This window comes from Silvimonas soli, assembly GCF_030035605.1.
GTDB classification, from domain to species: Bacteria; Pseudomonadota; Gammaproteobacteria; order Burkholderiales; family Chitinibacteraceae; genus Silvimonas; species Silvimonas soli.
In genome coordinates this window covers 3,686,055-3,710,388 of record NZ_CP106736.1, presented here as the reverse complement: position 1 = coordinate 3,710,388, position 24,334 = coordinate 3,686,055, and the positions used below count along the sequence as shown (strand labels likewise).

Sequence of the window (24,334 nt, the reverse complement as noted above, 5' to 3'; positions counted from 1 at the left end):
ATCGAGACATCAAGGAATAGACGAGCATGAGCACCGAAAACAACGCCGCTGCTGCCGCCCCGCAGCGCCCTTCCCGCCGCAAATTTCTGTTGCGCCTGGCTTTTGCCATTTTTGTCCTCGCCATCCTGGCCTGGGCCGTCTGGTATGTCACCGTAGGCCGCTGGAACGAAGACACTGACGATGCCTACGTCCAAGGCAACGTGGTGCAAATCACCCCGCAAATCCCTGGCACGGTAGTCAGCATTGGCGCCGACAATGGCGCGCTGGTAAAAGCTGGCCAAACGCTGGTACAGCTGGACCCAAGCGATGCGCATGTTGGTCTGGAGCAAGCCAAGGCCAACCTGGCCAGCACCGTGCGTAAAGTACGGGGCCTGTTCAGCAACGTGAACAGCCTGCAAGCCGAAGTGGCCGCCCAGCAAACTGCACTGGATAAAGCCAAGGCCGACTTTGATCGTCGCCAGCAACTGGTCAAAACCGGCGCTATCTCTGCTGAAGAACTGGCGCACGCTCGCGATGCATTGGCTGCAGCCCAAAGCGCGGTGGCTTCGTATCAAGGCCAACTGACCAGCAGCAAAGTGCTGGTTGAGGACACCGTTGTGGCATCCCACCCGGACGTGCAAGCTGCCGCCGCCAAGCTGCGTTCTGCCTATCTGGATGACGTGCGCACCACCATGGTCGCGCCAGTCACTGGTTATGTTGCCCAACGTGCGGTGCAAGTGGGCCAACGCGTGCAGCAAGGCACGCCACTGATGGCCGTGGTCCCGCTGGAACAAGTATGGGTTGAAGCCAACTTCAAGGAAACCCAGCTGCGCCACATGCGTATTGGCCAGCCGGTAACGCTCAAGGCCGATTTGTACGGCAGCAGCGTGGAATACCACGGCAAGGTTGATAGCCTGGGCGTTGGTACTGGCAGCGCGTTCAGTTTGATTCCGGCGCAAAACGCCACCGGCAACTGGATCAAGATCGTGCAGCGTATTCCGGTACGCATCACGCTGGACCCGAAAGAAGTGGCGGCCAACCCGCTGCGTATCGGGCTGTCGATGAGTGCCGACGTTGGCCTGCATGACCAGTCTGGCGCCTCGTTGTCGCAAACCGCTGCCACGCACCCGCTGTTCACGACCGACGTTTACAAGCAGCAACTGAACGCTGCCGATGAACTGATCAAGGACACCATCCATGCCAACCTGGCTTCCGGCCAGGCCAAGAAGTAAGGCGGGAAAAACACAATGAGTCAGCCCTCATTTCGCCCGCCCAATTTAGGGCTGGCGACCATTGGCCTGTGCCTGGCCACCTTTATGCAGGTGCTCGACACAACCATCGCCAATGTCTCGCTGCCAACCATCGCCGGTAATCTGGGTGTGAGCTCGGACCAAAGCGCGTGGGTCATCACCTCGTTTGCGGTCAGCAACGCCATTGCACTGCCGCTGACCGGCTGGCTGGTGCGGCGTTATGGCGAAACCAAACTGTTTATCTGGGCCACCATCCTGTTCTCGCTGGCTTCGCTGCTGTGCGGCGTGGCGCAAAGCATGGGCATGCTGGTGGGTTTCCGGGCGCTGCAAGGCGCGGTAGCCGGGCCGATGTACCCGATCACCCAATCGCTACTGATCTCCATCTACCCCGCCAACAAGCGAGGGCAAGCACTCGCGCTATTGGCGATGATTACGGTGGTGGCGCCGATTGCAGGGCCGATTCTGGGCGGCTGGATTACCGATAATTATTCGTGGCCGTGGATTTTCTTTATCAACGTGCCGATCGGTATCTTTGCTTCCTGGGTTGTCGCCGGCCAGATGAAGGGCCGTCCAGAAAAACTCGAACGCCCGAAGATGGACTACGTTGGCCTGATCACACTGATCGTTGGCGTGGGCGCACTGCAGGTGCTGCTCGACAAGGGTAACGATCTGGACTGGTTTGGTTCGCCGTTCATCGTGGTGCTGGCGATCATTGCTGCCGTGGCGTTGACTATCTTCCTGATCTGGGAAATGACCGACAGCGACCCGATCGTGAACCTGCGCTTGTTCCGCCACCGCAACTTTGCGGCAGGTACGGTGACGCTGACGCTAGGTTATGCCGGGTTCTTCGGCATGAGCTTGCTGTTGCCACTGTGGCTGCAAACGCAGTTGCACTACACCTCGGTGTGGGCAGGTCTGGCGACGGCGCCTATCGGGATATTGCCGGTGATATTGACGCCGTTCGTGGGCAAATACGCGCCGCGTTTTGATCTGCGCATACTGGCCTCGTTCTCCTTCATCATCCTGGCGGCCACCTCGTTCATGCGAGCCAGCTTCACCATCGATGTGGACTTCCAGACCGTGGCGCTGGCGCAGTTGCTGATGGGCCTTGGTGTGGCTTTCTACTTCATGCCAGTGCTATCGATTGTGCTGTCTGACCTGCATCCGCATGAAATTTCGGCGGGCTCTGGTCTGGCGACCTTCCTGCGTACCTTGGGCGGCAGCTTTGCGGCATCGCTCACGACGTGGATCTGGCAGGAACGGGCAATTGAACACCATGCGCGGCTCACCGAGCATATCTCGGTCTACGACCCGGCTACGCAGCAAGCGGTGACCTCGCTCGGCCACGGCAGTTTGCAGCGCACTGCGGTCATGATCGAACAAATGGTGCAATCGCAAGCGCTAATGATGTCGACCATCGACTACTTCAACATGCTGGGCGTGCTGTTCCTGGCGCTGATTGCGGTCGTGTTCTTTGCCAAACCACCCTTTGCTCCCAAAGGTGGCGGCGCCAGTGCGGCAGCGGCGGGCGGGCATTGATATTTACTGTGTGCCAACAAAAAAGATCCTCTTGAGGGTCTTTTTTGTTTTGCGAGTATCAGGTTGGCGTGCATAAACCAGTGCCTGTAGCCCGGATGGAGCGCTAGCGGGAATCCGGGGGCAACGTATCAACGGATAACCGGCATTTGATTTTGACAATATCGCGCCCCGGCTTGCTGCGCGAATCCAGGCAACGATGCAAACTGTTGGCGTTGCAGCCCAGCAGCAAAGCCGTCTCCGTCATATCCCTTCTCCGTAACCCCACTTCTAACCTCCTCCCAAACCGGGTACTGTCACACCTTGTATCCACGACCAGGTCTTTACCGACTCACCGCCCATGCAAATCCGCCCTGTCCAACCGTCTGACGCCCAAGCCATCTGCGATATCTACAACTATTACGTCGTCAATACCGCCATCAGCTTCGAGCAACACCCGGTCGCCGCGGCCGATATGCAAAAACGCATTAACGATGTAATCGCACACTATCCATGGCTGGTAGCTGAAACCGAGTCTGGCGTGGTGGGTTACGCCTATGGCACGGTCTGGCGCGGTCGCCCGGCGTATCGTCACACGGTGGAAAGCACCATTTATCTGCGTGCCGATTCGCTTAAAGGCGGGATTGGTACGCCGCTATATACCGCGCTGCTGGATGAACTGCGCGCGCGCCAGTTTCATGCAGTCATTGGCTGCATTGCATTGCCCAATCCGGCCAGCGTGGCATTTCATGAGCGTTGCGGATTTCGCAAAGTGGCGCACTTTAACGAAGTCGGCCGCAAATTTGAACAATGGCTGGATGCCGGTTTCTGGCAGGTATTGCTGTAATTCCGCCAAACCCCAAGCCAGTGCCACGTGGTAACCCGATGCCTTATCTCATCATCAAATATCTGGTCACCGCCGCAGTGGTGGTGGCCGTGTCCGAAATAGCCAAACGCAGCGACAAGCTGGGAGCGCTCATCGCATCCCTGCCGCTGGTCACGCTGCTGACCTTGTGCTGGCTGTATTTCGAAAGGCAACCTGCCAGCAAGATTGCCAATCATGCCTGGTATACCTTCTGGTACGTGTTGCCGACGCTGCCGATGTTCTTGTTGTTTCCGTGGCTATTTGCCCGGTTTGGCTTCTGGCCAGCCATGGCTGGCAGCGCTGTCTTCACGATTGTTTGCTTTGGCTTGTTTGCGCTGGTCATGCGCCGCTTTGGCGTAGCCTTGATCTGAGCTGGCGCCTCACTCCCGCCATTTGCGCCAGGCGTACCAACCGGCAGTACCGGTCACCGTTGCCACTACGCCCACCACAATCCAGAAGCCGTTGGCATGCTGGGCAAACGGGATGCCGCCTACGTTCATCCCCAGCAGACCGGCGATGATATTGAAGGGCAATGCCAGCACGGTCACGATAGTCAGCACGAACAAGCTGCGGTTATCTTGCTCGTTGATATGTGCGGCAATTTCTTCCTGCAAGAGTTTGATTCGCTCGTGCAGCGCGGCCAGATCGGTCAGCACAGCGGCGAACTCTTCGGTGGATTGGCGCAACTCGTTGACATCGGCCTCGGCAATCCACTTGGGCGGCCGACTCAGCAAGCGAAACAGTGCGGCGGGTTCAGGTGCCAGCAAACGTTGCAGGCGGACCAGCACACGTCGCAAGCTGCCCAAGTTGACCCGACGGCGCTCCAGTCGATCTGCCAGCAAGCGGTCTTCAATGCGATCAACCTCCTGCGCCGAATCGCGCACGATCTGCTCCAGCACACTGGCCTGCAAACTCAGCAAACGCACCAGCAAATCCACCGGCGAGCGCAGATTGACACCACCGCGCACCGCCTCGCGCAAGCGGTCGATTGAGCGCAGCGGCTTGGTGCGGGCGCTGATAACCATGCGGCAATCCAGACACAGCCACAGGGTGGATATCTCGGCGGCGTCAAACGAAAACTCAAACAACACATCATTGAGCACCGCCAATAACGACTCCCCTTCCAGCTCAACCCGCGAAGAACGACTGGCCATGCTTAACGATTGATGAAAGGCTTCGGGCAGCGGCAGATGCTCATCCATCCAGCGCGCGGTGGCGGCCTGCGCTATGTTGAAATGCAGCCAGATGAACTGGTCTGGCGGCGCCGGTTGCGCCAGCCAGTCTTTGGCGGCATCCGAGGTCAGCGCGCTGACACCGGCCGGACTGAACAAAAAACCGCACACCAGGCCGCTAGCGTCAGCCCCGTAACCGCCGAAATGACCTATCTCCACACACCCGCTCCCCTTGGATAGCGCAACAATGCACGTTGCATAAACTGCCTACGCTAGCTGGTCTTCATGACAGTCTTGTTGCAAGGTCATTACCGTACTGCAGGGCCATTGCCGTTGTCATGGAGCGAGCCCATAATTTGCCCCGGCACCATTTGCATTCAAACAGCCATTTACACAACAAATAGCAAAACAAGGCTGACCGACGCGCATGGACTACACATGCACAACACGCGGCAGCCGGTGGGACGGAGGAGTCATGTTCGAGCATATTCTTGCCTGGCACGGCCTTGGCTGGCTGGTCTGGGCCATCTGGTGGATCTTTTTTGCTGGCGGCATCAAGCAAGGGCAAACCCCGCAACATGCCTGGGCGTGGCTGGTGCAAGTGCTGCTGATTTTTGGTGGCTTTGTGCTGCTCAATCAATACGACCCCAGCAACAGCACGCTGGAGCAGGTGTTATCGCTGCTGCTGCTGGTTGTGGGGCTGGCGGGCATGTACCGGGCCCGGCGCATGCTGGGGGCCGCATGGACCGCGCCCGCTGGCCTGCCTGATCCGCAGCCGCTGATTACCTGCGGGCTGTACCGGCGCATCCGTCATCCTTTCTACAGTTTCTTTGTTGTGGCCTTTGCTGGCACGGCCCTGGCACATGGCTGGCAAGCGCTGTGGATAGTGGTGCTGGTGCTGGTGGCCTTCATGTGGAAAGCCCGGCATGAGGATGCAGCGCTCAGGCAGATTTTTGGCAGCACGTGGTCTGATTACAGCAATCACACGGCGCGCATGTTGCCAGGCATCTGGTAAATCGCTCTGAGCACGGTCAGCGCAATGCCTGCTCGCGCGTTTGAATGACATCTATCGGCCAGAACCATCTGGGCCATCTGGAGAAACTACGCATGAGCAGCCGTCGAGACTTTTTGCTGAAAACCCTGCCCGCCGCTGGCGTCGCGGTCATGCTGGCGCGCCACGCCCATGCGCAGGACCCATTGCTGGCAGAAACAGACCCGGAAGCGATCAAGCTGGCGTATGTGGCCGATGCCACGACGGTCGACAAAGCCAAAAACCCGAGCTGGGCCAGCGGGCAGCGTTGCGATACCTGTGAACTCTATAACTCACCGGATGGTGGCCCGACCGGCTCCTGTAGCTTGATCAAAGGCAAGCTGGTGCAAGGCGGCGGCTGGTGTAACCAGTATGTGATGTAGTCACGCCACCGCGTCAGCCCTGATGAGCCGGGACGGACGCCAATAAATTAAAAAAGCAGCCAACAGGCTGCTTTTTTTCGCACATCGCCACTCAGGATCAGAGCTGATACTGCGCGGTTTCTTTTTCCATTTCTTCAGCCAGACGCCCCAGGTTACGAGCTGCTTCACTGGTGTTACCAGCGATGGCACTGTTTTCGTCAGTCATCTGCGCAATGCGTTCGACTTGTTGCGCAATGTTGGAACTGGCCTGCGATTGCTCGCGCAAGGCAGCGGAGATATCCGACACCATATCCACCGTGCGCCCCGCATGCTCGCCAATTTGCTCGATCACCGTCCGCGCCTCACCCGCTTGCGCCACGCCCGAATGCACCAGCTCGACCGCCTCATTCATGCCGGCGACCGTGCGTTGGGCGCTTTCTCCGACCGATTCAATTATCTTGCTGATTTCCGCAGTGGATTGGGCTGTACGTTCTGCCAGTTTGCGTACTTCATCGGCCACCACCGCAAAGCCCCGGCCGGTTTCGCCAGCACGTGCGGCTTCAATGGCAGCGTTCAGCGCCAGCAAATTGGTTTGATCTGCCACGTCGCGAATCACCCGGACCACAGAGGAAATCTGCTGGGTTTGTTGTTCTAGCTGGGTCAGCCGTTCTGCGGCCACGCCCACACCGTCGGCAATGCGGTTGATTTCGTCCGCAGTGCGGCCAATGATGGTGCGACCGGTTTTGACCAGCTTGCCCGATTCGTCGGCCAAATGCTGTGCCTCGCCTGCCCGATCAGAAACATGGGTGATGCTGACCGTCATTTCTTCAATCGAAGCTGCCATGCTGGCGGTCGCTTCGCTTTGTGCGGCTGCGGCTTTGGCCACCTGTTCGCTGGCATCCGACAATTGCGTGGCGGAGCCCGCCACGCTGGTGCTGGCACCTCGCAGTTGCTTGAGGCTGTTCTGCACTTTGTCTTGCAGCTTGTTGAATGCGCGGATGGTGACGCCCACTTCGTCACGGCCAGATCCGTTAACCCGGTTACGGAAATCCAGGCGGCTTTCCACGGCTTCAATGCCATTGCGCATGGCGGCCAGTGGTGTAGTTACGGAACGGTAAATCAGCACGCTGAATATGACCGCGCCCACCAACACAAGAACACCCAGACCAATCAGCAAATATAAAGCGGAGCTGTAAGTGGCCTGAGCCGCATCTCGCGCCTTGTTACCCAGGTCATTGTTATATTTGGCATGTGCGGCAAAAGCGTCGGTTACTTTCAATTGATCGTTATACGAAGACATCATCAGCGCAATACCCTGCTCAGGCGTACTGCCACTGGAAGCATCCAGCATGTTTTTCTGGAGGACCAGATAGGCGTTATACGCAGCGATATCCGCATCCAGCAGTGTTTTATCCTGGTCGTCGGAAATCAATGATTTATAGCTTTCCAGTTCTTCTTTGATCTGTTGATCCTGTCCGGCAATTTTCTGCGCAAGGCTGGTTTTTTCTTCAGCGGTTTTGACTACCAAGTGGCGAAATAGCGAAACCCGCATCCGCTGATAATTTTCAGACGCGTTTTTAATTGCCAGAATACTGGGCACCACATCTTTATTCAGCTGGACAACGCGGTCGTCCATTTTCCCCAGCTGCCAGATACCCACGGCCAGAATGAACACCAGACCCGCAATGAAAAAACCGATGAGAAGAAGAAGACGCTTTCCGATGGACATGGCAGTGTATTACCCGGTGAGTTAAAACATGGGCGGGTTCAATTCCGCCTCAGTAATATTCCATCATCATAACCGCAAAGCAAATATGGTTAATCAATTAACCCAGCATCGAACTCAATGTCTCAACTGGAATAATCTTCATATCGGCAAGGACTTACGCTTCTTTAGGACATCAGCTTTTATCTGACAAACGGTATTTTTCACGAAAAAAAAGCATGAAGCGAAACGCTTGCATGCTTTTTTTCTGATTAGCTTTCAAATAACGAAAACAATTAAAAAATTAATTAGACCCATCAATTATTGAAGAGATCAATTCTTGAACATGTCGATTACTTTTTGTTTGTCGGAAATCTCGTCCGCTGTTGGCGCGCTGGCTGTTGGCTGGTCTGGATCAGCCGCGTCGCCCGCGCCCAAATCGATCCCGGCCACAAAACCATTGCCCGGCGTCATGTTGTCAAAATAAAGCTCGCCATCAATGGTCAGCAGGTTATCCGGCTGTGTCATTTGATATTGCGGCACACCTTGCAGCGCTTTACCCATGAACGAGACCCACAATGGCAAGGCCAGTTGCGCGCCAAATTCACGGCTACCCAGGCTCTTGGGCTGGTCGTACCCCAGCCACGTGACGGCTACCAGCGTGTGTTGATAACCAGCAAACCAGCCATCTACCGCATCGTTGGTGGTACCGGTTTTGCCAGCAAGGTCGCTCCGGCCCAGTACATTGGAGCCCGCGCCGGTGCCGCGTTGCGCCACGGTTTGCAGCAGGCTATCCATGACATACGCGTTACGGGCATCAATCACCCGCGGTGCGTCTTTACTGGCCACCACTGGCTTGGCTTTGGACAGCACATTGCCACGGGCGTCACGCACTTCGGAGATCAGCCACGGATTAACCCGAAAGCCGCCATTGGCAAACACCGCATAACCATTGGCCAGTTGTAGTGGCGTGACCGCACCGGCACCCAGCGCCATCGGCAGGTAAGCCGGGTTTTTGGCCGCATCAAAACCAAAGCGCGTGATGTATTGCTGGGCGTAAACCGGACCAATGAAATTGAGCGTACGCACTGCCACCAGATTCTTGGATTTCTGCAAACCGCGACGCAACGTAATCGGGCCTTCCGGTTGGTCATCATCCTTGGGCGACCAGGCTTCCTGATCCGGCGTGGCCGGTGGCAAGGTGAACGAGGCGTCGTTGACCAGCGTGGCCGGGCCGACGCCCTTCTCCAGCGCCGCCGAATAAATGAACGGCTTGAAGGTGGAACCTGGTTGGCGCCACGCCTGCGTGACATGGTTGAACTTGCTGCCATCGGCCTCAAAGCCGCCAACGAGTGCCTTGATTGCACCGTTGTCTGGCGCCAACGCAATCAATGCGCCTTCGACTTGCGGCATTTGCGAAATCTGCCAATTGCCCTTGGCATCCTGGGTAATGCGGATAACCGAACCGGCGCGAATCGGATTCTTGGCGCTTGCCTTGAGCGAGTTGGCGGCAAACTTCAAGCCATCGCCAGTAATCGTTACGCGTTCGCCGTCGGAGGGCACCGCCACGACTTCCTTGGCATTGGCGCTGATCACAACCGCAGCCAGCAGTTCATCGTTGTCCGGATGCTGATTGAGTGTGTCGTCAATGGCGTCTTGCTGGGCATCGGCATCGAGCGGCAGCTCCATTGTGCCTTCCGGGCCGCGATAGCCGTGGCGACGGTCGTAATCCATCACCCCGCTACGCACCGCTTTGTAGGCAGCGGTCTGATCGACCGAGTTCACCGTGGTGGTGACGCTAAAGCCCTTGGTATAAGCATCTTCCTTGTACTGGCCGTACAGGGTCTGGCGCACCATTTCGGCAATGTACTCGCCGTGTACCGCAAACTGGCCGCCACTTTCCACCACGTGAATTGGCGCTTTGACCGCCTCGTCATACTGGTCTTTGGTGATGTACTGCAGTTCGTACATGCGCTTGAGGATGTATTCCTGGCGAATCTTGGCGCGCTTGGGGTTTACCACCGGGTTATAAGCGGACGGTGCCTTGGGCAGACCGGCCAACATGGCGGCTTCAGGCAGCGAGATGTCCTTGAGGTCTTTGCCAAAATACACGCGCGCGGCACTGGCAAAGCCGTACGCACGTTGACCCAGGAAAATCTGGTTCATGTACAACTCAAGAATCTGGTCTTTGCTGAGCGCAGCTTCGATCTTGTACGCCAGCAGCATTTCGTAAATCTTGCGCGAGTAAGTTTTATCGCGGGAGAGGAAGAAATTACGGGCCACCTGCATGGTGATGGTACTGGCGCCCTGCGCCGCGCCACCGTGCATGACGTCAGCCACACCGGCACGGGCAATACCCATGAAGTCCACGCCACCATGTTGGTAAAAGCGGTAGTCCTCAATGGCCAGCACGGCCTTTTTCATGACATCGGGAATGTCCTGAAACTTGACCAGGCTACGGCGTTCTTCACCGAACTCACCAATCAGTACGTGATCTTCGGTGTAAACCCGCAACGGCACTTTAGGCTGGAAGTTGGTCAGCGCATCCAGATCGGGCAATTTAGGGCCCATCAACAGCACGACGTAGGCGACCCCAAGCACGGCCAGTACAGCCAGTGCGGCCAGCAGGCCCAGCAAAAACAGCAAAATACTGCCGCGCGCCGCACGCAGCGGGTTTTTCTTGTTCTGAACGGAAACCATGGGTTGATCCGGTAGGCCTTTTACAAGCGAAGGCCCAGATGATACCGGGGACGGGTCTCAGTTGTAATGCCAGGGTGATGTCTGACACTTGGCGAGTGCTGCACTCGGCAGCAAAACCCTGATTTTTAATCGATCGGGCATGTGCGCCACGCGCGGCCACAGTCGCGCCGCACTTGGGAAGCGTCGGTCAGAAGTATTTGGGCGGTATTTGACGTATTGGGTTTGTGCTTAATGCCAAAGCGGCCCATCCGCCAGCAAAGGCAGTAAATCGGCATCAAGCGGATCAGAGAACGGACGCTCTACATCCGGCAAGCGTGAGCGCGGATTGTCGATCCAGTCTTTTTCAGCATACAACCCCGCCATGCCACCAAGTACGGAGGCGGCAACCAGCAAATTCACGGAACGCGAAGGAACGAACATGATGCTCTCCTCTTCGGATCAGCTCACCCGGAGCAAACCTTCATGATCCGCGTGCTGCGTTCGCCACAGGATCAGTCTTGCTCTGGTGCTGCTGTCAGCATGGACCGGACAATTTATGCTGTCATCATGAGCGGATTGGCGGCAGGCGCGCGGCATAATCGCCCGCCAGCAAACAAAAACAGGCTCCCATCGGGGAGCCTGTTTATTGAAGTGGAGCTACATAACCGGAAAACCCGGCGCACCGTAACTTAAGCGGCTTGTGCCAGCGCGGCTGCGGCATCACGCAGTGCGGTGCGCACGCCCTCTTCTACTACCGGGTGGTAAAACGGCATATCCAGCATCTGCGCAATCGCCATGTCTTGCTGTACGGCCCAGCTCAGCAAGTGGGCGATGTTTTCGGCACGCGGGCCGATCCACTCTGCGCCGAGGAACTTGCCGCTGACTTTATCGGCATAAACGTGCATCAGGCCCCGGTTCTTGAGCATGACACGGCTGCGGCCCTGATCTTCAAAGCTGACCTCACCGGTCACAAACGTACCGGGCTGCAGATCCGCAAAGCGTTTGCCAACAATGGCGATTTGCGGGTCCGAGAACACCACCGCAATCATGGCCCGGCGCAAACCGGCTTGCACCACCGGGTAAGTCGCCGCGTTGGTACCCGCAGTTTTGCCTTGGTCCGCCGCTTCATGCAGCAGCGGCAGGAAGTTGTTGGCATCTCCGGCGATAAAGATGGGCGACTGGCCACATTGCAACGTGTCGGCGTCAAACTTGGGGATGCCGCGCTCGTCCAGTTCCAGACCGATATCTTCCAGGCCCATATTGCGTACATTTGGCGTGCGACCGGTTGCGGCCAGTACGTATTCAAAGCGCTCAGTTACCACTTCTCCCTGCAAATTTCGGAAGGTGATGACAGCCTCGTCGCCATCACGCGCCATGCTGATGATTTCGGCATCCGGATCAAAATAGAATTCTTGTTTGAACGCAGCCTTGGCGTAATCGCGAATCTGTGGGTCGCTCAGCGGGCCGACCCCGCCGCGCAAACCAAACAAGCGGACCTTCACGCCAAGACGCGACAGTGCCTGGCCCAGTTCCAGACCGATTACACCGGGGCCGAATACCGCCACGCTTTGCGGCAATGTGTCCCAGCTGAAAACGTCATCATTCACTACCAGCCGGTCACCAAACACTTTGAACGGTTCTGGAATCGCTGGGCTGGAACCCGTCGCGATGACCACGCGGGAGGCTTTGACCAAAACTTGCTCGCCACCATCAAAGCCAACTTGCAATGTAGTGTTATCCACAAAGCGGGCGAAACCAGCGAGTTTGTCTTGCGCCGGGATGCCATCGACGCTGTTGACCACAAAGCCGACAAAGCGATCACGTTCGCGTTTTACGCGGTCCATCACTTCACGCCGATCAATGCGGATTTCACCATCAACATGTACGCCAAACGGCGCGGTGTGACGCAATTCATGTGCGGCCTCGGCGGCGGCGATCAGCAGTTTGGAGGGCATGCAGCCCACGCGGGCACAGGTTGTGCCATAAGGGCCACCTTCGATCATGATCACTTGCTTGCCATTGGCTTTGGCTGCGCGGTAAGCCGCCAGGCCAGCCGTGCCTGCGCCAATAACTGCAACATCGGTGGTGATGGTTTTGAGTGTGGTCATGAATAGCCCCTTTTTTATGATTAGTCTGGATCAATCAACGGACCTGAATACACCGCTTTTGCTGCTTGAACGCTGCGATGCATTCAGGTCCGCAAACTGCGAACCGGGCGGACTTTCATCCGCCCTTTTTAGAACTAACGAAATCACTAACAAAACCCAGCGAAGCGGTGCAGGCAAGGCGCGCGAAACGCAGACAGTACAATTAGTACGGCAAGTGAGGGCGACGCAGCCTGCAGGGTTTTGTTTGCGATTTCTTATTTGCCAACGAACTTGGCTACTTCTTCCGCACCGCCAATCAGCTTGCCGTTCACAAATACTTGCGGGGCAGTCATCTTGCCGGACAGTGCGCCCAGTACCTTGCCGCGCACTTTGTTGTCCAGCGGCACTTCAATGAAGTCGTAACCGGCTTCAGTCAATTGACGCTTGGCAGTGGCGCAGAACGAGCAACCGACCTTGCTGAACACCACAACCTGGTCTGGCTTCTTGGCGCTTGGGGCGACAAAGTCGAGCATGGTGTCGGCATCGGACACTTCAAACGGATCGCCTTCTTTCTCTGGCTCGATAAACATCTTTTGCACCACGCCGTCTTTCACCAGCATGGAGTAGCGCCAGCTGCGCTTGCCAAAGCCAAGGTCGGATTTGTCGACCAGTTGGCCCATGCCTTCGGTGAATTCACCGTTGCCGTCTGGCACCATAACGATGTTGCCGGCTTCCTGATCAGCGGCCCATTCGTTCATCACGAAGGTGTCGTTCACCGAAACACACAGCACGCTATCGACGCCGTGTTTCTTCAGAACCGGAGTCAGTTCGTTGTAGCGCGGCAGGTGGCTGGACGAACACGTTGGGGTAAATGCGCCTGGCAGCGAGAACACGACAACCGTTTTGCCCGCAAACAGATCGTCAGTGGTGACGTTCTTCCAGGCATTGTTTTCACGGACGCGGAAAGTGACGTTGGGGACGCGTTGGCCTTCACGGTTTTGCATGGTTCAAACTCCTTTGGGGGGTTATTGGCTGGGTGTTGCTTGATGCGATGAACGAAGTATGCCGACGTCCAAACGATTGATCCAATTTATTGTTACAAACAAATCAATAGATTATTTATATCAATCGAAATTGCGTCGTCAACAGAGCGAAACTATTTAGAACCCATAGAAAGACAGTGGCAGACTGTCAAAAGTGCCTGCACAAACAACACGGAAAGGTGTGAATACTCGCTTGAATACACGGCAACTTGCAGCCCATTCATGTGCCCACCGCCGTCACGGCGGTAAACACTGCGCGAGGTTTAACGACTGGCCACCATGCGTGCGGGGTAGCGGGTTTCTAGCGACTTGAGCCAGATCGCCAATTCGTTCAGCACTTCGCTGCGGGCGGGTTCAGCTTCATTGAATAGTTCGTGATAGAGCCCGGGAAACTCATGCAGCGTGACCAGGCTGGGCGGTGCGGCGGCGGCGAAGTCCCGGCTGCCGGAGGGGTCGACCAGTTCATCTTCGCCAGCCACCAGCAACAAAGTCGGTATTTGCAAACATGCGGCTTTGGCCAGCACCTCTCTGCCACCACGCATCAAGAAGTACGCCAGGCGTGGGGTCATGCGGCCATGGCGCAACGGGTCAGCCAGAAAAGTCGGGGTGACTTGCGGATCGTGCGAAAGCTTGTGATTGGGCAAACGCTGCCACAGTGGAATGTCCGGCACCGTCAGCGCCAGCACATGGGCCAGCAGTTGTACCGAGGGGGAAATCCAGGTGCGTAAGGCGGGCGAACTTAGCACCAGCGCTCGTGGCTGCACCCAGCCGGTGGTGACCGCCGCTGCCGCCACCAGTCCGCCCATGCTGTGCCCCAGCAAGATGGGCGAATAGCCTAGTTCGGACTGGTAATCGTGAAACTGGGTGCGTAGATCATCCAGCAACATATTGTTGTCGGTAATCGAGCCACGCGGGCCCGGGCTGTGGCCGTGGCCGTAGTGGTCGTAGCCGCGCACCGAGTAGCCGCGCTGGTTAAACCAGTCGGCCATATGCTGGTAGCGCCCCATATGCTCGCCCAGACCATGCACGATCAGTACCGCACGCTGGGCGCGCGGCAACGGGAAGTCTTGCAAATGCAGACTCACCGGCGTTGGGCGGGGCGGGACCGGCGCGCGCATGGCGTTAGCCTTTCACCGACAACACAATTGCCGGGCTAAGCAGAAAAAACACGATGGCCAGTTTGTACAGCACAATGCCGCCGAAATTGATCTGGTTGTATTGCGCCTGAGTCACGCCAAAAAGCCGGGCGCACCACGGGCCCAGCGTCGCCCTGGTTAGCAGCGCCAGGACAAACCAGGTCAGCAACAGCAGATAGTTGACCAATGCTGTCCACAGCAGCAGATCACGCCAGGCCATGGCTGCCATACACACCTCGTAGCAGGTTGATTCAACTTATAAAACTAGCACAGGCGACAAGGCGTCGCGCAAAACAAAACCCCGGCACCAAGGCCGGGGTTTTGTTTTCACGTTGAAGCAGAGGCTGCTTCAAGCCGTGTCATGGAGCTATCAGTGCGCGCTTTCACCAACGGTGCCGTCATCCAGCGCCTTGATCTGTGCATCTTCTTCTTCATGCACCGAGGCGTTGTGGTCAGCGGCCAGCATCATGTACATCGCTGGCACCACGTACAAGGTGAACAGCGTACCGATCGAGATACCGGTGGCAATCACCAGACCCATGTTGTAGCGGCCCAATGCACCAGCGCCAGAAGATGTAATCAGCGGCATCACACCCAGCACCATGGCGGCGGTGGTCATCAGAATCGGCCGCAGACGAATACCGGCGGCGTCTTCAATGGCTTTACGCTTGCTGTGGCCCAGTTTTTGCTGCTGGTTGGCGAACTCAACAATCAGAATACCGTGCTTGGAAATCAGGCCGATCAGCGTCACTAGACCCACTTCCGAGTAGATATTCAGACTGGCGCCACCCAGACCCAGCGAAACAAAGATCATCGCACCGCAAATCGACATCGGCACCGACACCATCACGATCAGCGGATCGCGGAAGCTTTCAAACTGCGCCGCGAGCGCCAGGAAAATGATGATCAGCGCGAACACGAAGGTCACGATCAGCGCACTGCTTTCCTGCACAAACTGACGAGACTGGCCACCGTAATCAATGGTGTAACCCTGCGGCAGCGTGTCTTTGGCAATGCCTTGCAGCGTGCTGATCACCTGACCCACCGTAACGCCCGGGAAAGGCACGCCAGAGATAGTCGCCGAGTTCATTTGCTGGAAGTGATTCAATTGTTGCGGAATCACCGTGGTCTTGACCTTGGCCACCGTCGACAGTGGGATGGTATCGCCCGTGCCGGTGGTGATGTGGTAGTCCAGCAATTGGTTCGGATTCAGACGATCTTCACGGCCGACCTGCGGAATCACCTTGTACGAACGACCCGCCAGACTGAAGTAGTTCACATAGCCACCGCCCAATGCGGCACCCAGTGAATCGCCCAGATCTTTCATCGAGAGACCCAGTTGCGAGGCCTTGTCACGATCAAAGGTGATTTGGGTTTGTGGCTTGTCGTACTTCAGGTCGACGTCCATGTAGATGAACACGCCGCTGGCTCGCGCCTTGGCCATCATGTCCTGAGCGACTTCGTTCAGTTGCTGGTAGTCGTTCGTGGTGTTGATCACGAACTGCACCGGCAGACCACCACCACCGCCCGGCAACGGCGGCGGCTGGAAGGCCGCAGCTTGCGTACCGGCGATTTCACCCAGCTTTTGCTGAACCTGCGGCTGAATCTTGTCGGCAGTGGTTTTGCGCTCATCCCAAGGCTTGAGCACCATACCGCCAATGCTCGAGTTCAGGCCCGACACACCGGTCAACTGGAACACATGATCGGTTTCCGGGAAGGTCTTGAAGATGTTGAAGACCTGACGGGCATCGATCTCGCTTTGCTTGAGCGAAGCGTTCGGCGCACCGGTACTCATGGTAATGACAATACCCTGATCTTCTTGCGGTGCCAGTTCGCTCTTGGAGGTGATGAACAGGAAGTAAATGCTCACCAGAATGATCAGCGCGAACACGCCCACCACCGGCAGGTAATTCAGCGAACCACTTAACGAGCGCTCATAGCGGCCACGCAATTTATCAAACTGCTTGTCCAGCCACTTCGCCAGTTTTTCCGGATGTTCCGGGTCCGGCGAACGCAGGAACTTGGCGGTCATCATCGGCGACAAGGTCAGCGCGATAATCGCGGATACGCCCACGGCACCGGCCAGGGTAAAGGCGAACTCGGTAAACAGCGAACCGGTCAGGCCACCCATAAAGCCGATTGGTACGTACACCGCAATCAGCACCACCGAGATGGCGATAATCGGGCCAGCCAGTTCGCGCGCACCACGAATGGCCGCCTGGAACGGTGTCAAGCCTTCCTCGATATGGCGGTGGACGTTTTCCACCACAATAATCGCGTCATCCACCACCAGACCAATCGCCAGCACCAGCGCCAGCAAGGTCAGCAAGTTGATGGTGTAACCCAGCGCCAGCATGATCATGAACGCGCCGATCAGCGACAGCGGCATCGCGATCACCGGGATGATCACCGAGCGGAATGACCCCAGGAACAAGAAGATCACCACGGTCACGATCAACAGCGCTTCACCCAGCGTCCAGATCACTTCGTGAATGGCGCTGTTCACATACTTGGTCGCGTCATAAACGATGGTGCCCTGCAGCCCTTCCGGCAATTGCGCCTGGACTTCCGGCATGGTCTTGCGCACGTTGTCGATCACGGTCAGCAAGTTGGCGTTAGGCGCCACCTTGATACCGACATACACCGCTTGTACGCCGTCAAAACCCACTTGCGTGTTGTAGTCTTCCGAACCCAGCGAGACATTCGCGACGTCTGACAACCGCACAATCGCACCGGCTTTTTGCTTGACGATCAGGTTGTTGAATTCATCAGCCGAATGCAGCCCGGTATCCGCGGTCAAGTTGACCGTCACCATGTTGCCGTCAGTACGACCGACCGCCGAGATGAAGTTATTCGCTTGCAAGGCGGCCGACACATCCGCAGCCGTCACGCCATAGGCGGCCAGCTTTTTCGGATCCATCCACACGCGCATGGCAAAGCGGCGCTCACCCAGAATTTCCGCCTGTTGCACCCCATCCACGGCTTGCAGTTTTGGCTGCACCACGCGAATCAGGTAGTCGGTAATCTTGTTGGGCGGCAAAGCCTTGCTGTAAAAGCCGATATACATCGAGTCAATGGTGTCACCCACCGAGATCGAGATCACCGGCTGTTGCGAGCCTTGCGGCAACTGGTTCAGCACCGCATTCACCTTGGAGGTGATTTCGGTCAGCGCCTTGTTGCCGTCGTAGTTCAGCCGCAGGTTGGCCGTAATGGCCGAGCTACCCTGCGTGCTGGTCGAGGTCATGTAATCAATGCCCTCGGCCTGGGCGATGGAGTTTTCCAGCGGTGTCGTAATAAAGCCCGCCACCAGTTCCGGGTCAGCCCCGGTGTAGGTGGTGGAAACATTAATAACCGCGTTTTCCGTCTTGGGATACTGCCGAATCGGCAGCAAATCCAGCGAACGCAAACCCAGCACCAGAATCAGCAGGGAGAGCGTGGTCGCCAGCACGGGCCGGCGTATGAAAATATCGGTAAAGCGCATCTGGCTAACCTCTGTGTATCCGCTTGCCGCCGGGGCAAGCAGAGTGCCTTTCTAGCCCTGGAACGACGCGCATTGTGGGCTCGCCATTCCAGGTCGTACTTATCGTCTGACTAGTCTGATCGACCGTTTACCGCAGGCAACGCATCAGTCTTCGTTGCCAACCAGCGGGTTCGGGTTATCCGACGGCTGTTGCTTGTTGTTGATGATCACGGTGCTGCCGTTCTTCAACTTGTGCTGGCCGCTGGTAACCACGTAGTCACCTTCTTTCAGACCGGACGTGATCGCTACCTGGTCGCCGCGGGTCTGGCCAGCGTTAACAAAGGTTTGCTTCACGGTCAGCTCAGGATTGCCCTTGGCATCTTTGCCTGTTTCCGAAATCAGATACACCACTTCGCCGTACGGATTGAAGCTGACTGCGGTTTGCGGCAGCGTCAGATACTTGATCGGCTCTTGTGTGGAGACCTGCACGGTGGCAAACATGCCTGCCAGCAAATCACCCTTGGGGTTGCTGACCGAAGCTTCGACCTGAATGTTGCGGGTGGACGGGTCCACCTTGGCATCAATCGCGGTGATCTTGCCGGTGTAGGCAGACTTTGGATTAGCGTCACTCTTGACTGCAATCGACTGGCCAATCTTCAACTGGGTCAGCGCTTGTTGCGGCACCAGGAAGTCAACCAGGATCGGATCAACCGTTTGCAACGTTGCCAGCTTGTCGCCCGGATTGATGTACTGACCCGGATTAACCGTGCTGATACCGACCTTGCCAGCGAATGGCGCGCGGATCACTTTCTTGGCGATCACGGCTTGTTGCTGAGCGACCAGCGCATTCTTGCTGTTCAGGTCGGCCTGATCGGAATCCACCACGGCTTGCGCCACGGCTTGAACATCCAGCTGGGCTTTGTCGCGCTTGAGGGTGGTTGCCGACAGATCAGCCGCAGCCTGCAGCGACTTGAGCTGCGCCACTTCAGTATCGTCATTGAGCTTGACCAGCGGCTGGCCAGCTTTCACAAAGGCGCCCGATTGCAGCAGTACGTCGCGCACCTGGCCAGCGACTTCGCTGGACAGATCCACGCCACGCACAGCACGCAAAGTACCCACTGCCGACAGCGTAGGCTGCCAGGGCTGGGTGCTGATATGGGTAGCGGTTACGGTGACTGGCGGCGCTTTGTTACCGCTCAGGTACTTCTTGATCATGATGCCCTTGAAGACCTGGAAGCCGAAAATGCCCCCAAAAATCACCCCAACAGCAATCAGCATGATAATCATGCGCTTGGCCATACAAACTCTCCCCGAAGGCTTGGGTACTGCGATTACGGATTCTTCAAATGCCGGACCCGGACAGTTGTGCTGATCGGGTCCATTGGCAGTCAGAACGGATTTGTGGCTCGCTCAGTCAAACAAAATCCGCGTTTTGTGTTCTGGCGTTGCGGTACTGCAGTTGTGTTTTCAGCCGCCCGCAGCCGCTGGCGCGCTGGCCGCTGCAGTAGCTTCTTTCGTGACTCCGCCGCCAATGGACTGGAACAGCGCAGCGGTGTCATTCAAACGCGAAGCGTTGGCTTGCCACAGGTTCAGCTGGGTTTGTTGATATTGCAGTTGCGAGATCAACAACGAAGCAAACGAGGTGGCACCCAGTTTGAAGCGCGCCTGGGTGAAATCGAGCGAACGCTTGGCGGCATTGGCAGCATCAACCCGTGCCTGCAACGCCAATGCGTCCTGATCCAGCGCCTGCAAGCTGTCCGACACGTTCTTGAACGCGGTCAGCACCACTTGCTGGTATTGCGCCAGCGCGACATCCATCCCGGCTTCTGCTGCACGTTTCTGTGCCCGCAGTGAACCGCCATGGAACAACGGCTGTACCAGCCCTGCCCCGATGCTCCACAAGCCATCGTTACCAAAGCTCACGTTATTCCAGTTTTGCGAGCTGATACCCAGCGAGCCGGTCAGTGTGATCTTCGGATACAGATTGGCCGTAGCGACACCCACTTGGGCGGTAGCTGCATGGACCAAAGCTTCCGAAGCCTGGATGTCCGGACGCGAGCGCACCAGTTCTGACGGCAAACTCACCGGCAGATCAGTTGGCAGCTTCAGGTCTTCCAGTTTCAGCGGCGGCGTACCGTTATCCGGTGTGCGGCCAAGCAGCACTGCCAGTTGCGTGCGCGCTTGCGCGAGTGCCTTGTTCAGATCTGGCAGCGAGGCCTTGATCGTCGCTACCTGCGTTTCTTGCGTAGAAACATCGGCCTGCGAAACGGCACCCAGCTTGAATTGCTTTTGCAGAATGTCCAGCTGGTTCTGCTGCAACTTGATCAGTTCGGTGGTTACATCCACTTGCTTGCGCAACGAAGCTTCGGTGACCGCAGCGGTCACAATGTTGGCAGCGAGCGTCAAACGCGCAGCTTCCACTTGATATTGCTGATAACCCACTTGCGCGGAATACGCTTCCAGCTGGCGACGATTCCCGCCAAACAAGTCCAGCGTGTAAGACACATCTACCGAAGCGTTGTATAGGTTAAAAATCAGCGACTGATCGCCAGCCTGCGATGAACCGGCACTGATTTTGTTACGCGTAGCCCCCAGCGAGCCGTCAACTTGTGGGAAGACGGTTGTACCATACTGGGCATTATAGTTTTCCTGAGCCTGACGCAGCGTGCCTTGGGCAGCGGCCAGCGTCGGGCTATGCGCCAGACCCTCAGCCACCAGGCTATTGAGCGTGTCAGAACCAAACAACGTCCACCAGTCTGGCTGCAACTGGCCGTTTACAAAACGCTGCGAAGCGCCTTCAACGGTATCTGCGCTGACGGTCTGGCCAGGAATGGGCTGTTCTGTATAAGCTTTATTGGCCGGGGCATCCGGCGATTTGAAGTCAGGACCAACCGCACAACCGGCGATCAGTGCGACAAGGGGAACGATGAGAAATCGGCGAGGCACAACACGCATCTTTACTATCCCGAAATAGCGATCAGCTCAACCGCAGCCCTTCGATAAAGGCACTACGGTGAGGGAACAAAACCGGCAAAGCGGCTTTCGCCCGACCGACATTGTGACGACGAGCAACGAAACCTGCCCGTAACAGGACAGCATCATAAAGAAGCGCTAGCGACGCGTCTAGACTGTACCGTCCAGCAAATATATTTTTTTTAACTATTTTTTTATGAATCCCTCTTGCAAAGTCGCGAAATATCTGTGCAAGCAAGGTATCAGCGGGGGCCAGCCTGGCAGACCAGCGGTGGACCAACGGCCCGCCAATAGTGGATTAAACGCAACTGCTCAGGAAATCCCTTAGTGGTTTTGCGGGCAATTTCCGTAATGATTGGCGCAATATTTCAAACAATCGTTTGAATCGTTTCGTCTGCAATCAGCAAATTCCGGATAATTCCGGGGTTATAGCAAAAAAAATCGAGGACTTTGCAATGGCCGCCTACCCTCATCTGCTCAATCCGCTTGATCTGGGATTCGTCAAACTGCGCAACCGCGTGCTGATGGGCTCCATGCACACCGGACTGGAAGAACAACACGACAGTTTGTCTGCGCTGGCCGCTTTCTATGCCGAGCGCGCCGCCGGTGGTGTCGGCCTGATTGTGACCGGCGGTATCGCCCCCAATGCGGCGGGTCAGATTTACCCTGAAGCCGCCATGCTAAACGATGCCAGCGCCGTTGCGCGGCATCGCGAGGTCACCAAGGCTGTTCATGCGCAAGGCGGGCACATTTGCCTGCAGATTCTGCATGCCGGGCGCTACGGTTATCACACCGAAGCCGTCGCCCCCAGCGCCATTGCATCGCCAATCTCGCCGTACACCCCGCACGCCCTGACCGACGCCGAAATTCGCGCCACGATTGCTGACTTTGCCCACACCAGTGTGCTGGCCAAAGAGGCGGGTTACGACGGCGTGGAAATCATGGGTTCAGAAGGCTATCTGCTGAATCAGTTCTTGAGTCTGCACGCCAATCAGCGCGACGATGACTGGGGTGGGTCGTTTGCCAATCGCATGCGCTTCCCGCTGGAGATCGTCAAAGCCGCACGTGCTGCGGTGGGTAGCGACTTCATCATCATCTTCCGACTATCGATGCTGGATCTGGTCAAAGACGGCGGCACACTGGCTGAAGCCATTGAACTCGCCCAAGCGATGGAAGCCGCTGGTGTCACCATGATCAACACCGGCATTGGCTGGCACGAAGCGCGCATCCCGACCATCGCCGCCACTGTGCCACGCTCCGCCTTCAGTTGGGTGACCGCGCAGATCAAACCACATGTGAACGTCCCGCTGATTGCCGTGAACCGCATCAACACGCCGGAAATCGGTGAATCAATCCTGGCAAGCGGTGCTGCGGACATGGTGTCGCTGGCACGTCCGCTGCTGGCCGACGCGGACTTTGTAAACAAAGCCGCCGCCAACAAAGCTGACGAAATCAATACCTGTATCGCCTGCAATCAGGCGTGTCTGGACCAGATTTTCCAGGGCAAACGCGCGAGCTGTCTGGTCAATCCGCGCGCCTGCCGCGAAACCGAATGGATCATCAAACCAACGCCCAAACGCCGTCGCGTCGCGGTTATCGGCGCCGGCCCGGCCGGGTTGTCCTGTGCCACCACCGCCGCCCAGCGTGGTCATGACGTCACCTTGTTTGAAGCCAGCGACGCCATTGGCGGGCAGTTCCGCATTGCCAGTCGCATTCCAGGCAAAGAAGAATTCAACGAAACCCTGCGCTACTACCAGAAGCAGATTGATCTGCATGGCGTGAAGGTCAAACTCAACCATCGCGCCAGCAGTGATGAACTGGCAGCGTTTGATGAAGTGGTGATCGCCACCGGCGTCAAACCCCGCGAGCCCGCCATCGTGGGCATCGACCACCCTAAAGCCGTGCGTTACCCAGACGTACTGCGCGGCAAGGTCACGGTAGGCCAGCGTGTAGCGATCATCGGCGCGGGCGGCATTGGCGTGGATACCGCCGTGTTTTTGTCTGAACAAAATGAGGCTACGCACGAAACCGCCATCGCCCAGTATCTGGCCGAATGGGGCATCGACCCGACGATCAGCGCGCCTGGCGGGCTGATTGCGCCGCATCCGCATGCCGCGCAACGGGAAATCTGGCTGCTGCAACGCCGCCCCGGCAAACCTGGCGCGGGGCCTGGCAAAACCACCGGCTGGATCCACCGACTCACGCTGCAGCATCGCAAGGTGAATCTGATTGGCAGCGCTGAATACGTGCGCATTGATGACGAAGGTTTGCATATCCGCATCAAGGATGAAGAGCAATGTCTGGCGGTCGATCATGTGGTGATCTGCGCCGGTCAGGAGCCGGTGCGTGACTTGTTTGATGAACTCACTGCCCGTGGCGTGAAAGCGCATTTGATCGGCGGCGCGCATGAAGCGGCAGAAATCGATGCCCGTCGGGCGATTGCCGATGGCATGAAGGTGGCCATGGGGATGTGAGTTCCGGAATTGCCGGACGGCAACGATGTAGCCCGGATGGAACGAAGTGGGAATCCGGGGGCAATGTTGGCCAGTGCAAATCCCGGTGGCTCGCTGATACGTTGCAACCCCGGATTCTCGCTAACGCTTCATCCGGGCTACGATGCTGGCATTCCACAGCGCAAATCACGCCGACCGAGAGCCGGAGACCCAGCTTCGTAGGGTGCGCACTAGTGCGCACCAAAAGCCCCAATCTAAACAGCGCAGATCCCTTGTGCAGGTTAATTGAACGCGTTCGCATGCCCCTGGCATGCAAACCCTACAACTGCAATTGGCCGCGCCGTTGCAAAAACGCCGCCACCACCTTACCCAATATTGACGCCCCCTCAATCCAGCGCGCAAAGTGCGCTCTCCACCCACTGCCACAGGAGCACAGCCATGCGTACATTTGACCTTGCCCTCCTCCTGTCGGCCACTGCCTGATCGGGCTTTTCTTTGCGGTTTCTGGTTTTTGCTTTGGTGTATTCGCCAGTACCAGCCATTTTTAGTCTTTGATCTCTGCCTTGTTCTGAGCCCAAGCGCATCTCGCATGACTTGCGTTCACCACAGCAGGCAATCAGGCGCC

General features: G+C 57.2%; 19 protein-coding genes. 8 read left to right on the top strand and 11 right to left on the bottom strand.

Going from position 1 to position 24,334, the window contains the following annotated elements; all coding sequences use genetic code 11:
- The first annotated feature begins 26 nt into the window (after positions 1-26).
- The 4 genes from N7220_RS16995 (at position 27) to N7220_RS16980 (ending at position 3,980) form a co-directional block, all read left to right on the top strand.
- Positions 27-1,211, top strand: a complete 1,185-nt coding sequence (locus tag N7220_RS16995; RefSeq protein ID WP_283148711.1) for an HlyD/EmrA/EmrK family protein — start codon at positions 27-29, stop codon at positions 1,209-1,211.
- Positions 1,212-1,226: 15 nt separating this feature from the next.
- Positions 1,227-2,768 (top strand): DHA2 family efflux MFS transporter permease subunit, encoded by a 1,542-nt coding sequence (locus N7220_RS16990; protein WP_283148710.1) that lies wholly within the window; start codon positions 1,227-1,229, stop codon positions 2,766-2,768.
- Positions 2,769-3,105: 337 nt separating this feature from the next.
- Entirely contained in the window at positions 3,106-3,591 is a 486-nt protein-coding gene (locus N7220_RS16985) for an arsinothricin resistance N-acetyltransferase ArsN1 family B (RefSeq protein ID WP_283148709.1), read from the top strand.
- 38 nt (positions 3,592-3,629) lie between these two features.
- Positions 3,630-3,980, top strand: coding sequence for a DUF3147 family protein (locus N7220_RS16980; protein ID WP_283148708.1), 351 nt, complete (start codon positions 3,630-3,632; stop codon positions 3,978-3,980).
- Between the two features lie 9 nt (positions 3,981-3,989).
- Here N7220_RS16980 and N7220_RS16975 read toward each other — a convergent pair whose 3' ends face one another.
- Positions 3,990-5,000 carry a transporter gene (locus N7220_RS16975; protein ID WP_283148707.1) on the bottom strand — a complete coding sequence of 337 codons (1,011 nt, stop codon included), beginning with the start codon at positions 4,998-5,000 and terminating at the stop codon, positions 3,990-3,992.
- A 256-nt stretch (positions 5,001-5,256) separates the two neighbouring features.
- Between N7220_RS16975 and N7220_RS16970 the strand changes: the two genes are divergently transcribed.
- Positions 5,257-5,796, top strand: coding sequence for a methyltransferase family protein (locus tag N7220_RS16970; protein WP_283148706.1), 540 nt, complete (start codon positions 5,257-5,259; stop codon positions 5,794-5,796).
- 92 nt (positions 5,797-5,888) lie between these two features.
- A complete protein-coding gene (locus N7220_RS16965; protein WP_283148705.1) occupies positions 5,889-6,194 on the top strand; it encodes a high-potential iron-sulfur protein in 306 nt (101 codons plus the stop codon).
- A gap of 97 nt (positions 6,195-6,291) precedes the next feature.
- On the opposite strand, the gene N7220_RS16960 is transcribed toward N7220_RS16965, so the two are convergent.
- The 3 genes from N7220_RS16960 to N7220_RS16950 form a co-directional block, all read right to left on the bottom strand.
- The gene (locus N7220_RS16960; RefSeq protein WP_283148704.1) at positions 6,292-7,902 is read right to left on the bottom strand and encodes a methyl-accepting chemotaxis protein; all 1,611 of its coding nucleotides are present in this window, start codon (positions 7,900-7,902) and stop codon (positions 6,292-6,294) included.
- Between the two features lie 309 nt (positions 7,903-8,211).
- Positions 8,212-10,578, bottom strand: coding sequence for a penicillin-binding protein 1A (locus N7220_RS16955; RefSeq protein WP_283148703.1), 2,367 nt, complete (start codon positions 10,576-10,578; stop codon positions 8,212-8,214).
- 228 nt (positions 10,579-10,806) lie between these two features.
- A complete protein-coding gene (locus N7220_RS16950) occupies positions 10,807-10,998 on the bottom strand; it encodes a hypothetical protein (protein ID WP_283148702.1) in 192 nt (63 codons plus the stop codon).
- Between the two features lie 42 nt (positions 10,999-11,040).
- Between N7220_RS16950 and N7220_RS16945 the strand changes: the two genes are divergently transcribed.
- Entirely contained in the window at positions 11,041-11,250 is a 210-nt protein-coding gene (locus N7220_RS16945) for a hypothetical protein (protein WP_283148701.1), read from the top strand.
- On the opposite strand, the gene N7220_RS16940 is transcribed toward N7220_RS16945, so the two are convergent.
- The 7 genes from N7220_RS16940 to N7220_RS16910 all read right to left on the bottom strand — a co-directional run bounded on the left by N7220_RS16940 (position 11,247) and on the right by N7220_RS16910 (position 21,238).
- Positions 11,247-12,665 (bottom strand): dihydrolipoyl dehydrogenase, encoded by a 1,419-nt coding sequence (locus N7220_RS16940; RefSeq protein WP_283148700.1) that lies wholly within the window; start codon positions 12,663-12,665, stop codon positions 11,247-11,249. The genes N7220_RS16945 and N7220_RS16940 overlap by 4 nt on opposite strands.
- Positions 12,666-12,919: 254 nt before the next feature.
- Positions 12,920-13,648 (bottom strand): glutathione peroxidase, encoded by a 729-nt coding sequence (locus tag N7220_RS16935; RefSeq protein WP_283148699.1) that lies wholly within the window; start codon positions 13,646-13,648, stop codon positions 12,920-12,922.
- A gap of 302 nt (positions 13,649-13,950) precedes the next feature.
- Positions 13,951-14,805 (bottom strand): alpha/beta hydrolase, encoded by an 855-nt coding sequence (locus N7220_RS16930; protein ID WP_283148698.1) that lies wholly within the window; start codon positions 14,803-14,805, stop codon positions 13,951-13,953.
- A 4-nt stretch (positions 14,806-14,809) separates the two neighbouring features.
- Positions 14,810-15,052: a DUF6868 family protein gene (locus tag N7220_RS16925; RefSeq protein WP_283148697.1), complete on the bottom strand. Its 243-nt coding sequence runs from the start codon at positions 15,050-15,052 to the stop codon at positions 14,810-14,812.
- A gap of 141 nt (positions 15,053-15,193) precedes the next feature.
- A complete protein-coding gene (locus N7220_RS16920) occupies positions 15,194-18,304 on the bottom strand; it encodes an efflux RND transporter permease subunit (RefSeq protein WP_283148696.1) in 3,111 nt (1,036 codons plus the stop codon).
- Between the two features lie 144 nt (positions 18,305-18,448).
- On the bottom strand, positions 18,449-19,582 hold the full coding sequence (locus N7220_RS16915) for an efflux RND transporter periplasmic adaptor subunit (protein ID WP_283148695.1): 1,134 nt from the start codon (positions 19,580-19,582) through the stop codon (positions 18,449-18,451).
- Between the two features lie 168 nt (positions 19,583-19,750).
- Positions 19,751-21,238, bottom strand: a complete 1,488-nt coding sequence (locus N7220_RS16910) for an efflux transporter outer membrane subunit (protein ID WP_283148694.1) — start codon at positions 21,236-21,238, stop codon at positions 19,751-19,753.
- A gap of 473 nt (positions 21,239-21,711) precedes the next feature.
- On the opposite strand from N7220_RS16910, the gene N7220_RS16905 reads away from it, so the two are divergent.
- The gene (locus N7220_RS16905; RefSeq protein WP_283148693.1) at positions 21,712-23,730 is read left to right on the top strand and encodes an NADPH-dependent 2,4-dienoyl-CoA reductase; all 2,019 of its coding nucleotides are present in this window, start codon (positions 21,712-21,714) and stop codon (positions 23,728-23,730) included.
- The last annotated feature ends 604 nt before the right edge of the window (positions 23,731-24,334 follow it).

Coding starts and splice junctions, on each gene's coding strand:
- N7220_RS16965 (WP_283148705.1), top strand. CDS start 5,889: ATGAGCAGCCGTCGAGACTTTTTGCTGAAAACCCTGCCCGCCGCTGGC.
- N7220_RS16950 (WP_283148702.1), bottom strand. CDS start 10,998: ATGTTCGTTCCTTCGCGTTCCGTGAATTTGCTGGTTGCCGCCTCCGTA.
- N7220_RS16945 (WP_283148701.1), top strand. CDS start 11,041: ATGATCCGCGTGCTGCGTTCGCCACAGGATCAGTCTTGCTCTGGTGCT.
- N7220_RS16905 (WP_283148693.1), top strand. CDS start 21,712: ATGGCCGCCTACCCTCATCTGCTCAATCCGCTTGATCTGGGATTCGTC.
- N7220_RS16930 (WP_283148698.1), bottom strand. CDS start 14,805: ATGCGCGCGCCGGTCCCGCCCCGCCCAACGCCGGTGAGTCTGCATTTG.
- N7220_RS16915 (WP_283148695.1), bottom strand. CDS start 19,582: ATGGCCAAGCGCATGATTATCATGCTGATTGCTGTTGGGGTGATTTTT.
- N7220_RS16960 (WP_283148704.1), bottom strand. CDS start 7,902: ATGTCCATCGGAAAGCGTCTTCTTCTTCTCATCGGTTTTTTCATTGCG.
- N7220_RS16955 (WP_283148703.1), bottom strand. CDS start 10,578: ATGGTTTCCGTTCAGAACAAGAAAAACCCGCTGCGTGCGGCGCGCGGC.
- N7220_RS16995 (WP_283148711.1), top strand. CDS start 27: ATGAGCACCGAAAACAACGCCGCTGCTGCCGCCCCGCAGCGCCCTTCC.
- N7220_RS16990 (WP_283148710.1), top strand. CDS start 1,227: ATGAGTCAGCCCTCATTTCGCCCGCCCAATTTAGGGCTGGCGACCATT.
- N7220_RS16910 (WP_283148694.1), bottom strand. CDS start 21,238: ATGCGTGTTGTGCCTCGCCGATTTCTCATCGTTCCCCTTGTCGCACTG.
- N7220_RS16980 (WP_283148708.1), top strand. CDS start 3,630: ATGCCTTATCTCATCATCAAATATCTGGTCACCGCCGCAGTGGTGGTG.
- N7220_RS16935 (WP_283148699.1), bottom strand. CDS start 13,648: ATGCAAAACCGTGAAGGCCAACGCGTCCCCAACGTCACTTTCCGCGTC.
- N7220_RS16970 (WP_283148706.1), top strand. CDS start 5,257: ATGTTCGAGCATATTCTTGCCTGGCACGGCCTTGGCTGGCTGGTCTGG.
- N7220_RS16925 (WP_283148697.1), bottom strand. CDS start 15,052: ATGGCAGCCATGGCCTGGCGTGATCTGCTGCTGTGGACAGCATTGGTC.
- N7220_RS16920 (WP_283148696.1), bottom strand. CDS start 18,304: ATGCGCTTTACCGATATTTTCATACGCCGGCCCGTGCTGGCGACCACG.
- N7220_RS16940 (WP_283148700.1), bottom strand. CDS start 12,665: ATGACCACACTCAAAACCATCACCACCGATGTTGCAGTTATTGGCGCA.
- N7220_RS16985 (WP_283148709.1), top strand. CDS start 3,106: ATGCAAATCCGCCCTGTCCAACCGTCTGACGCCCAAGCCATCTGCGAT.